General features: G+C 71.3%; 8 protein-coding genes. 6 read left to right on the top strand and 2 right to left on the bottom strand.

Features of this window, described 5'->3' with window-relative positions; genetic code table 11:
- Nucleotides 1-522: a cupin domain-containing protein gene (locus KBY47_RS22800; RefSeq protein WP_210923629.1), complete on the bottom strand. Its 522-nt coding sequence runs from the start codon at nucleotides 520-522 to the stop codon at nucleotides 1-3.
- A gap of 235 nt (nucleotides 523-757) precedes the next feature.
- On the opposite strand from KBY47_RS22800, the gene KBY47_RS22795 reads away from it, so the two are divergent.
- The 6 genes from KBY47_RS22795 to KBY47_RS22770 all read left to right on the top strand — a co-directional run bounded on the left by KBY47_RS22795 (nucleotide 758) and on the right by KBY47_RS22770 (nucleotide 9,921).
- The gene (locus KBY47_RS22795; protein ID WP_210923627.1) at nucleotides 758-1,285 is read left to right on the top strand and encodes a MarR family winged helix-turn-helix transcriptional regulator; all 528 of its coding nucleotides are present in this window, start codon (nucleotides 758-760) and stop codon (nucleotides 1,283-1,285) included.
- Between the two features lie 80 nt (nucleotides 1,286-1,365).
- Nucleotides 1,366-1,935 carry a MarR family winged helix-turn-helix transcriptional regulator gene (locus tag KBY47_RS22790; RefSeq protein ID WP_210923625.1) on the top strand — a complete coding sequence of 190 codons (570 nt, stop codon included), beginning with the start codon at nucleotides 1,366-1,368 and terminating at the stop codon, nucleotides 1,933-1,935.
- Between the two features lie 235 nt (nucleotides 1,936-2,170).
- Entirely contained in the window at nucleotides 2,171-4,051 is a 1,881-nt protein-coding gene (locus KBY47_RS22785; protein WP_210923623.1) for a LamG-like jellyroll fold domain-containing protein, read from the top strand.
- Between the two features lie 134 nt (nucleotides 4,052-4,185).
- Nucleotides 4,186-8,508, top strand: coding sequence for a GH92 family glycosyl hydrolase (locus tag KBY47_RS22780; RefSeq protein ID WP_210923621.1), 4,323 nt, complete (start codon nucleotides 4,186-4,188; stop codon nucleotides 8,506-8,508).
- A 172-nt stretch (nucleotides 8,509-8,680) separates the two neighbouring features.
- A complete protein-coding gene (locus tag KBY47_RS22775) occupies nucleotides 8,681-9,145 on the top strand; it encodes a hypothetical protein (protein ID WP_210923612.1) in 465 nt (154 codons plus the stop codon).
- 83 nt (nucleotides 9,146-9,228) lie between these two features.
- Complete coding sequence (locus tag KBY47_RS22770; RefSeq protein WP_210923609.1) at nucleotides 9,229-9,921, top strand: TetR/AcrR family transcriptional regulator; 693 nt, start codon at nucleotides 9,229-9,231, stop codon at nucleotides 9,919-9,921.
- Here KBY47_RS22770 and KBY47_RS22765 read toward each other — a convergent pair.
- Entirely contained in the window at nucleotides 9,893-11,245 is a 1,353-nt protein-coding gene (locus KBY47_RS22765) for an aldehyde dehydrogenase family protein (RefSeq protein WP_210923607.1), read from the bottom strand. The two genes, KBY47_RS22770 and KBY47_RS22765, sit on opposite strands and share 29 nt — an antisense overlap.
- Nucleotides 11,246-11,251: the final 6 nt, after the last annotated feature.

Raw genomic sequence — 11,251 nt, 5'->3', positions numbered from 1 at the left:
CTAGTCCCAGTCGTGGTCCCCGGGGAGCAGCACGATGTTGTGCGCGCCCAGGATGTCCACCAGTTCGTTGAACTTCTCGTCGGGCCAGGGCTGCGGGGCGCGGTCCGTCTCGCCGTGCTCGATGAAGAACGACTCCGGTCCCGCGGGCGTGTAGAAGACCAGGAGCCGGGCCGGTTCCGAGCCGACGTTCTTGAAGGCGTGGCGGGTGCCCTTGGGGATGTAGATGAAGTCACCTTCCCCGGCCTCGATCTTCTGGTTCCCGTTGATGAACTCGAAGGTCCCGGACGCCACGTAGAAGGCTTCGTCCTCCTTGGAGTGGATGTGCGGGACGTTGCCGTGGTCCGGCTCGATCATGCCGTCCATGAAGGCGAAGGCGCCGTCGGTCTGCTCGCCCGTGACCTTCACGGTGAACGTCTCGTGCCCGGTGAGCCGGATGACGCCCCCGTCCTTGCGGACGACGAAGCCGTTGGCGGCCGTCCAGACGGGGTCGTCCTTGTCGGGGAGGGGCAGGTGGAGAGCCATGTCGCGGTCCTTTCTCGGATGAGGTTCGTTGTTGACTGTAAGTCATTGAATTGCGATCAATAAATATCGGACGACTCGTTGGACGCAGTGTCCGATCCGGCTTATGATCAATCCCGCCCCGGCCGTCGAGCACCCCCCGAGCTCCGGCCGGGGTCTGTCGTGCCAGGGGGATGCGAGTAATCATCTGTAATGCAAATCATATGCAGAGCAGCGCGATATCGGGTATGGTGTGGTCATGTCCACCTCTGCGGAGCCCTCCACCGAGCGGGCGGCGACCGGCCGCCGCAGCGCCACCTTCGGATGGTCGCTGGGGATGGTCCTGCGTCACTGGCACGAGTGTGTCGAGGAGGTCCTGCACCACATCCCGCACGGCAGCCGCGGCTACCACCTCCTGTCGGTGGTGGTGCACGAGGAGGTCCCCACCCAGGCCGTCCTCGCGGGCCGCCTGGTCATCGACCGCAGCGTCCTGACGTACGTCATCGACGACCTGGAGGCCGCGGGCCTGATCGAACGGCGACGGGACCCGCGCGACCGCCGGGCCCGCCGCATCGTCGCCACCGAACAGGGCCGACGGGCCCTCCTCGACGCCGAGCGGCAGGTCGGCCACGCCCAGGACCAGGTCCTGCGCGGACTGCCCGCGCAGCAGCGCGCCGCCTTCTGCGCCACGGTCGAACAAGCCGCCGAGGCCATCATGATGACGGCACGCGGCACCGACCCGTGCGCCGCCGTGGACGAGGTGCTCGGACAGCCCGACGACTGCTGAACGAACCCCTGTTCACCTCCCCTGACAGCGGGCCAGGTCGAGCCGCAACGCCCCGACCTGCATGTCGTAGGGTGTCCCCCGTGACCTCGAAACGTGCGGAAGGCGCAGCCGACAGCTCGACAGCCCGGCCCCCACTGATGGACGACGTCTTCGGATACGCCATCGGTGTCCTCTTCCGCGCCTACGCGAAGGGCGTCGAAGCGGCGGTCGCGGACCTCCCCGGCGGCCCGCGCGGATACTTCATCCTGACGGCCGCCGTGCGCGGGGAGGCGGGCAGCCAGCGCTCCCTCGCCGACGGCATGGGCATCGACCGGACGGTCATGACCTATCTGCTGGACGACCTGGAAGAGGCCGGTCTCGTCGAGCGCAAGCCCGATCCCGCGGACCGCAGGAGCCGTCACATTCTCGCCACCCCTCAGGGGGAGGAACTGTGGGGCGAGTTGAGTTCCCGCGTCGAGGAGGTCGAGCGACGGCTGCTCGCCGGTGTCCCCGAGACGTCACGGCAGGTCTTCCTCGATGTGCTGTTCACCCTCGCCCGGCAGGCCGACGCGTTCGAACGCGAGCTGGCGGACCGTACGGCCGCCGACCCCGCCGGCACCCAGCGGCCGGTACGCGCCGCACGCCGCGGCCGGGGCCGCTCCAGGGCCTGAGGCCCAGTCCGACCAGAACGCCCTGGCCTCCCCGTCGTCACGACCGGGAGGCCAGGGCGTTCGTGCGCCGCACACCCACACGCCGAGTGCCCCACACCCGCACACCCCACGCGCCGAGTTGGCGGTCCCGACCCGCACGGGGCGTCGGGTGTTCAGCGCTGATTCTCCCGGTGCTCGCCACCGGCGCCCACGATCTCCGCTGACGGGGGGACTGTTCCTCACCCTAGGAGATCGCATGAGCAAGTCCACCGACCCCGGGCCCGACCGCCGCAGCCTGCTCCAGGCGGCCGTCGCGGTCCCCGCGGTCGGAGCCGCCGCCACCGTGCTCGGCACCGGGGCCGCCGCCGCGGCACCCCCCTCCGGCGCCGCGGCACACGGCGGATTCGACACCGAGTCACCGCGCTTCGCCCTGGCCGTGCTGCCCGACACCCAGTACCTCTTCGACGCCGACAGCTCCGACCCCGAGCCGCTCAGAGCCACCTTCAAGTACCTCGTCTCCGAGCGCCGGGAGGCGAACATCGCCTTCATGACCCACCTCGGCGATGTCACCGAACACGGCACGCCGGACGAGATCGAACTCGCCGCGGACACCTTCCGCACGATCCACGGCAAGGTCCCCTACAGCGTCCTCGCGGGCAACCACGACATCTCCGGCGGCACCGACGACCAGCGCGGCGACACCGCCTACCTGAAGGCCTTCGGCCCCCGCCGGTTCCGCTCCATGCCCACCTTCGGCGGCGCCTCCCCGGACGGCTACAACAGCTACCACCTGCTGCGGGCCGCCGGACGGGACTGGCTGGTCCTCGCCCTCGACTGGCGGGCCTCGGACAAGGGCCTGGCCTGGGCGCAGGACGTACTCGACGCCCACCCCACCCTCCCCGCCGTCCTCACCACGCACGACCTCGCCTGGGCCGACGACGACGGCGAGGCACGGCTGTCCGACAACGGGCGGCGCCTGTGGGACCGGATCATCCGGGGCAACGACCAGGTCTTCCTCGCCCTGGGCGGGCACTACTGGCCGCCCGGCCGCACCGTGCTCACCAACGACGCGGGGAACGACGTACACATCCACATCACCAACTACCAGGACCGCTACTACGGCGGCGCCGGGATGATCCGGCTCTACGCCTTCGACCTGGCGCGCGACACCGTCGACGTGCAGACCTTCGCGCCCTGGTTCCTCGACCGCGACCCCGCCAAGCGGACTGCGCTGGAGGAGGAGACCATCGAACTGACCGGGCCCACGGACCGCTTCAGCCTCGGCATCGACTTCGCCGACCGCTTCAAGGGGTTCGCCCCGGTCGTCCCGCCGAAGCCGCGCCCGGCGCACCGCGTGATGCCCCGGGGCACCGTCGCCTACTGGCGCTTCGACGCCGACGGCCTCGCCGCGGGCGGCCGTCCGGGCACCGCCGTACCCGCGGGGACCGTGGCCCGCGACCTGTCCGGCAACGGCAACGACCTGACGGTACGGCTGCTGCACAGCAGCGCCGCCGAGGTGCTGACCTGGTCCGCCGACCACCACACCGACCAGCCCGCCCACGCAAGTCTGCGCTTCGACGGCGGCAAGCAGCCCGACCGCGGCGCGGTGCTCACCACCAGCGCCACGGCGCCGCTCAACAGCCTGAAGTTCCGCAACGGCTTCACCATCGAGACGTTCGTCAAGCTCCCCGACCCCTACGAGGGCGACCACGCCTGGATGGGCATCCTCAGCTGGGAGGGCCGCAACGGCGACGCCGGGAAGACCACGGGCTGGTCGAAGGACGAGCCCACGTGCAGCCTGAACGTCACCCCCGAGCGGTTCCTCCAGTTCGTCCTCTACCCGGATGTCCAGGACGCCGACCCCACCTCGTGGAGCCACGCCCTCCCGGTCGGCCGCTGGACCCACATCGCCGTCGTCAACGACGGGCGGCGCACGGTGATGTACGTGGACGGCTCGAAGATCGCCCGCAACCCGTCCCAGCCCGCCACCGGCATCGAGACCCTGGGCAAGCCGTTCGTCATCGGCGGCACCCAGTTCGACGAGAAGTTCGGCCAGGGCTTCTACGGCTGGATCGGTGACACCCGCCTCGTCGAACGGGCCCTCAGTCCGAGGGAGTTCATGCTCCTCGACGACTAGGACGGGTCAGCTGTTCACCACAATGTCCCCCGCACGTCTTGTGTCAGCTCGCTGACACCGTGAGGGTGGCCCCGTCGTGACGTCGCCCAAGCGAGCGACGCATCACCCACCCACCGAAAGGCACCGCATCCCTGATGTGGACTCCCACCGGGCACACGCGCGGGCGACGCCGGCCCGCCGCCCCTTCCAGATCCCCACTCCGACGCCGCGTCACCGCGGCCACCCTGGCCCTCAGCGCCCTGGCCATAGCGCCCGCCCCCGCCCGGGGAGCGGACGCGCCCTCCGACATCGGCGCGTTCCAGGCGGTCGACCAGTTCATCGGAACCCAGCTCGACACCTCCCAGAACAAGGGCAACAGCGCCTACGGCAACACCTGGCCCGGCGCCACCGTCCCGTTCGGCATGGTGCAGTCCAGCCCCACCACCTACCGCACCGGCGACGGCGACCAGAAGGGCGGCTACGAGTACACCGCCGACCGGCTGCGCGGCTTCGGCATGACCCGGCTGTCCGGCACCGGCTGCGAAGGCCGGTTCAGCGGCTTCGACTTCCCCGTCCTGCCCTACACGGGCGCGCTCACCGACGGCGCGCTGCCCACCAGCCCCGGCAGCGACATCAAGGACTACTACCTCGGCTTCGACCACGCCAAGGAGAAGGCGGAACCCGGGTACTACTCCGTTGATCTTGACAACGATGTCAACGTCCGGCTGACGGCTACCACCCGCACCGCCGTGAGCAGCTTCGACTTCCCCGACAAGGGCAGCTCCACGCTCATCCTCGACACCGCCGGGTCCAACAACCGGGTCTTCGGCAGCGAGGTCACCGTCCAGGGCAACACCGTCCAGGGCTGGGTGGAGGCCGCGTCCGTCTGCGACGAGGGCGGACGCTACCGCGCCCACTTCTCCGCCACCTTCGACAAGCCCATCCGCTCCCACGGCACCTGGGAGGGCGGCACCGTCAAGCCCGGCGCCTCCACCGCGCGCGGCGCCGACGCCAAGCACGGCATCGGCACCTACCTCGTCTTCGACCGGGGTGCCAAGGTGACCGCCAAGGTGGGCCTCAGCTACGTCAGTACCGCGGGCGCCGCGAAGAACGCCGCCCACGAGACCGGCGGGCGCGACTTCGACGACGTACGCAGGGCGGCGAAGCGGACGTGGCAGGACGCCCTGCGCACGGTCCGCACCGAGGGCGGCACCCGTGCCGAGCGGACCAAGTTCTACACGGCGCTCTACCACGCCCTGCTGCACCCCAACGTCTTCGAGGACGTCAACGGCGAGTACCAGGGCTACGACGGCAAGGTCCACAAGGTCGCCAAGGGCCGCCACCACTACGTCACCTACGCCGGGTGGGACACCTACCGCAGCCAGGCCCAGCTCGTGGCGCTGCTGTTCCCGAAGGTCGGCAGCGACATCAACCAGTCCCTCGTCGACATGGTCGCGCAGACCGGGAAGTGGCCCAACTGGCCGCACCTGAACCAGCCCCAGCAGAAGATGAGCGGCGACTCCCTCCAGTCGGTGCTCGCCTCGATCGACGCCTTCGGCAGCACCGCCTACGACCGGCGGGCCGCCCTGGAGTCGATGAAGGACACCCAGAAGCTGCCCGCCGACGGCACCCTCAGGCGCCACGCCTACCAGTACACCAGCGTCGGCTTCATCGAGAACCGCAAGGGCGACTCCGCCACCTCCAAGACGCTCGAGTACGCCGTCGACGACTTCGGCATCGCCCAGCTCGCCAGGAGGCTCGGCGACCGCGCCACCCACGACCGGTTCATGGCGCGGGCGCAGAACTGGCAGAACGTCTTCGACGTCCAGTCCCAGCACATCCGGCCACGGGACCGAGGCGGCTTCGACCGCGGGTTCAACCTCGGTGAGCGCGGCGACCAGTTCGAGCAGGCCACCGGCTACCAGTACGGCTGGATGGTCCCGCACAACCTCGGCACCCTCATCGAGAAGCGGGGCGGGGTGAAGGCGGCCACCGCGGCCCTGGACGAACACCTCAGCGCACTCGACGCCGGTGTCTACAACACCCGCGGCGCCTACCTCAGCAACCAGCCCAGCTTCGGCGCCCCCTACGTCCACCACTGGCTGCGCCAGCCGCACCGCACCACCGACGTGCTGCGCCGCGCCGCCAGCGAGATGTACGGCACCACGCCCACGGGGCTGCCCGGCAACGACGACCTCGGTTCGCTCAGCGCCTGGTACGTGTGGGCCAACGTCGGCCTGTACCCGGCCGTGTACGGCACCGCGAACCTGCTCGTCGGCGGGCCCGCCTTCGACGAGGTCGTCATCGACAGCGCGGGCGGCGACCGCAGGATCGAGATCTCCGCGCGGGGCGCCGGCAGCAAGCCCTACATCAAGGGCATGACCGTCGACGGCAAGCCCGTCACCCGCTCCTGGCTCAGCGAGGGCTTCGCCCGCGCGGGCGGCGAGATCCGGCTGACGATGTCGTCGACCCCCGGCACCTGGGGCACCAGGCCCACCGACGTGCCCCCGTCCTACACGGACGGCGCCGATGCCCGCAACAACGTCGGTGTCACACCGAACGGCGCGGGCAACACCGGCTCCCTCGACCTCAGCGACAACTCCCTGTCGCGCGAGCGGCTCGCCGAGGCGGGCGCCGCACCGGGCGCACGGCTGCCGCTGGGCGACACCGGCATCCGCTTCACCTGGCCCGACACCGAGCCCGGCGAGCCGGACAACTGGATACCGCACGGCCAGCGCATCGACATGGGCGGCGCCCGCGCCACCGGCATCTCCTTCCTCGGCCTCGCCACCAACGGCCCCTCCTCGGGCACCGCGGTCGTCGAGTACACCGACGGCTCCACCCAGGAGGTCGGTGTCCAGCTCACCGACTGGACACCGGGCACGAACCACCAGTTCGGAAACCAGCCCCTGGTGACCACCACCGGCCGCAACCGCGCCGACGGCGGCACCGACACCGTCCAGACCAAGGTGTTCGGCACCGTGCCCCGGCTGCTCGACCCGGACAAGCGGGTCGCCGCCGTCGTCCTGCCGCAGGGCACCGACCGCGGCGTCATGCACATCTTCGACGTCGCCCTCACCACCAAGGCCGACCTGGACGTCCCCGGCACCACACCGGAACGGATCGTGCTCACGCCCACCGGCACCGCGCACCTCTCCCAGGCCGTCACCTGGCGCACCGGCGCCTCGGTCACCGCGGGCGAGGCACGCGTCCGCGTCGCGGGCACCGAGAAGTGGCGCACCGTCACCGCCCGCGGCAACGAGGAACTCGTCAGCGCCGGAGTCCCGACCCGCACCCACTCCGCGGTCCTCACCGGACTGCGCCCCGGCACGGCCTACGAGTACCAGGTGGGCACCGGCAGCTGGTTCAGCCCCGTCCACACCTTCACCACCGCCGAACCGCCCGGCGAGGACTTCACGTTCCTGTACTTCGGCGACGCCCAGAACGACCTGTCGTCCAAGTGGGCCCCGGTGGTCAAGCAGGCCTACGAGCGCTACCCGGACGCCGTCGGCAGTGTCAACGCCGGAGACCTCGTCAACTCCAGCGGCAACGACAGCGAGTGGCGCGACTGGTTCGGAGCCATGGACGGCTACCGCCAGACCACCAACGTCATCGCCGCCCCCGGCAACCACGAGTACTCCGGCGACACCTTCCTGCGCACCTGGAAGTCGACCTTCGAATTCCCGGACAACGGACCACACGCCACCGCCCACCAGGGCGACACCCCCGCCGACCGTCAGCGCGCCGCCTACGAGGCGCACATGGCCGAGGCCCTCACGGAGACCGCCTACTACACCGACTACCAGGGCGTCCGCTTCATCACCCTCAACGCCAGCACGGGCGACGCCCGCTCCCTGATGACCCCGGCCCACCTGCCCGCGTGCAGCAAGGACTGCCCCGACCCCGAGAAGCTGTGGCTGGACCTCCAGGCACGCTGGCTCGACGAGGTCCTCGCCGACAACCCCAACAAGTGGGCCGTAGCCGTCTTCCACCAGCCGGTGTTCTCCGCCGCCGAGGGACGCGACGAGAAGCCGGTACGGGACGCCTGGCTGCCGGTGTTCCAGCGCAACGACATCGACCTCGTCCTCATGGGCCACGACCACGTGTACTCCCGCGGCCACGTCAACGACGACGCCACCGCCACCCCCGGGATGACCACCGGCCCCGTGTACACGGTCACCGTCTCCGGACCCAAGTACTACGAGCTGGCCCCGGAGTCCGACAGCGTGTGGAAGCGCAACGGCGCCACCGAGGTGGTCCGCGCCGGTCACACCTCCACCTTCCAGGGCATCAAGGTCACCGACGACCAGCTCCGCTACGAGGCAGTGGTGGCCGCGAAGTGGGACGACAGGTCGACCACCGACAAGGAGGTGGGTGAGGTTCTGGACGCCTTCACCATCACCAAGTACGACGACGGCACCAAGTACGTCACCGAGGACGGCGTCCCCGTGCCACCGCACAACCCCACCGGACGCTGAGTCCGGCCCGGCCGACCGGGAGAGCCGCGGAGACGCCCGCAAGGGCACCGTCTCCGCGGCTCTCCGCGTCCGGCCGGTCGGCGGACGCCACGCAGCGCCCCTATCCTGCTCATCAGGACCCGAGCGCCGCCTCAGCCGTCCCGTCGATCCGCCTCATGAGCAGGGAGCACCCATGTCAACGTCAGCCACAGGCCCGAGCGGTGTCGAGACGGCGGCGGCGTTGCTGGAGACGGAACTGGCGCAACTGGAGGAGCAGCAGGCGGCGTTGCAGGAACGGCAGCGGGCCGTCAAGCGGGAACTGTCCGGCCTCGCCGGTCGCATCGAGTCGATCCGCGGCGCGCTGGCCGCGCTGCGCGCCGTACCGCCCGCCACCACCACCGCGGGCGCCACGGAAGACCAGCCCGACACCACCCCCACGGCCACCGAAGTCCTCGGGAGCCGCTTCACCGACCAGGTGATCGCCGTCCTCGCCCGTGACCCCGGCACCGCGCTGCGCGCCCGGGATGTCGCCGAGGCCATCGGCCGTGCCCAGACGTCGGGCACCATCAACGCGGTCCGCAGCACACTGGACCGGCTGGTCGCCACCTCACGCGCACGGCGCGTCGGCCGGGGCCTCTACCAGGCCCCGGCGGACTGACACGCTTTCCCATCGAATCCTCCGACAGGGCTCGTCGCATAGCCTGGTGCGCGCTCTGTCTTGATCGCCGGGAAGGACACCACGTGCCACAGTCCGCTTCAGGCAGGCCGCCCACCCGGCGGCAGCTGGCCGCCGAGCAGACGCGTCAGAAGCTGCTCAGGGCGGCCCTCGACAGCTTCTCCGAGCGGCCCTACGCCGAGGTCACTGTGGGCGACATCGCCCGGTCGGCCGGGGTCGCCCACGGACTGCTGTCCCACCACTTCAACGGCAAGGACGGCCTCTTCGCGGAGGCCGTGCGGGAGATGGACCGACAACTCAGGGACGCCACCAGGGTGCCCGCCGAAGGCTCGGCCGCCGAACGCCTGCGCCACCACTTCGCCGCTCACCTGCGCTTCCTCGCCGACCACGAGCACGCCGCCGTCAATCTCGTACTGCGCCGGGCGGAAGCCACCGACGTGGCGTGGGAGGCCTTCGAGTCGGCCCGGCGGGAGGGCCGCCGTACCGTCTGCGCGTTGCTCGGCCTCGACGCCGGGACGCCCTCGCTCGCACTGCCACTGCGCGGATTCACCGCGGCCTGCGACGAGATGGCCCTCCAATGGCTGCGGGAGGGACGCCGGGAGGACATCGACACCCTCGTCGGCTTCTTCGTCACCTTCCTCACCGGCGCCCTGCGGGCCGCGTACGAGGTCACCCCCACGCCCGCCCTGCGCGACGCCCTGGCCGGCCTCCGGGACGACGCGGCCGACGTCAGCCTTCCCGGACCAGACGTGCGGTGACCGTCTTCGGGCGCTGGTACTCGTGCAGGGCCAGCGTGCTCAGGTCGGTGCCGTGGCCCGAGGCGCCGCGGCCGCCGTGCGGGAGTTCCGCGGTCTGCACCAGATGACAGTTGATCCAGGCCTCGCCCGCGTCCAGGCGCGCGGCGAGGTCCAGTCCCGTGCCCAGGTCGCGGGTCCACACGCTCGCCGCCAGCGCCTGCGGAACGCCGTTGGCGAGCGCCACGGCCGCCTCCACACCGTCCGCCGACTGCACGGTGAGCAGCGGACCGAAGACCTCCTCCACCACCGCCGGATCGTCGTCGGGCAGATCGGCCAGGATCCGCGCCGGACGCCAGAGGCCGTGCTCCTCACCGGGCCGTGGGGCGATGTCCGCCACGAAGTGCCGCCGGGCGGCGGAGCGTTCGACGATACCGTCGTAACGGGCCAGCTGGTCCGCGTTGTTGAGCGGGCCGAAGTCGCGTCCCGCCAGGCACTCCCGGGCCGCCGCGGCCAGGTTCTCCACCGTCCGCTCGTAGTTCTCGCGCAGGGTGATGACCCGGGCGGGCGCGGCGCAGCTCTGGCCCGCGTTGTAGGTGCAGGCGCGGGCCAGCTGGGTCCAGGTGTCGTCGGGGGCGTCGGGCAGCACCAGCGCGGGGGAGTTGCCGCCGAGTTCCAGACTGACCCGGCGCCCGCCGGCCCGCGCCGCCACATCGGCCCCGGCCGCCGCGCTGCCGGTGAACGCGACCATGTCGACGCCGGACTCCACCAGCAGCCGCCCGGTCCGCCGGTCGCCGGATACGACGGTCAGGACCGCGGGGCCGAGCGCCTCGGCGGCGTGCGCGGCGAGGAGTTCCAGTGTGTCGGGTGTGGTCTCGGCGGGCTTGGCCACCACCGTGTTGCCGGCGGCCAGGGCGGGCGCGCACCGCCAGGCGGCCATCATCAGCGGATAGTTCCAGGGCACGACGACACCGACGACACCGAGGGGTTCGAAGCGCACCCAGCTCTCGTGCCCGTCGACGAGCCGTCCGGCGGCCGGTGCCGACTGGGCGCGGACGGCGCAGGCGTAGAACCGGAACAGGTCGGCGACCTGCTCCACCTCGCCCGCCGTCTCGCTGTCGGGCTTCCCGGTCCCGGCCGCCTCCCGCGCGACATAGGCCGCCGCGTTCGCCTCCACCAGCGCGGCCAGCCGCTCCAGCGCGCGTGCGCGCTCCCTCGGCGTGCGGCCACGCCAGCCCGGCCAGGCCGCGCGGGCGGCGGCGACCGTGGAACGGACCTCGCTCTCACGGGCGATGGGGGAGGTGCCGCGGACGGCACCGGTTCGGGGGTCCACAAGGGTGGTCTTCACGGGCTG

This window comes from Streptomyces sp. B93 (assembly GCF_018070565.1).
In the GTDB taxonomy this organism is placed as follows: domain Bacteria; phylum Actinomycetota; class Actinomycetes; order Streptomycetales; family Streptomycetaceae; genus Streptomyces.
Note: the sequence above shows the minus strand (reverse complement) of the source record. Positions and strands in the feature narration are given on the sequence as shown.

What these genes read in the sequence shown, in the direction of transcription:
- KBY47_RS22800 (WP_210923629.1), bottom strand. Translation starts at nt 522, where the DNA reads ATGGCTCTCCACCTGCCCCTCCCCGACAAGGACGACCCCGTCTGGACG.
- KBY47_RS22795 (WP_210923627.1), top strand. Translation starts at nt 758, where the DNA reads ATGTCCACCTCTGCGGAGCCCTCCACCGAGCGGGCGGCGACCGGCCGC.
- KBY47_RS22785 (WP_210923623.1), top strand. Translation starts at nt 2,171, where the DNA reads ATGAGCAAGTCCACCGACCCCGGGCCCGACCGCCGCAGCCTGCTCCAG.
- KBY47_RS22780 (WP_210923621.1), top strand. Translation starts at nt 4,186, where the DNA reads ATGTGGACTCCCACCGGGCACACGCGCGGGCGACGCCGGCCCGCCGCC.
- KBY47_RS22775 (WP_210923612.1), top strand. Translation starts at nt 8,681, where the DNA reads ATGTCAACGTCAGCCACAGGCCCGAGCGGTGTCGAGACGGCGGCGGCG.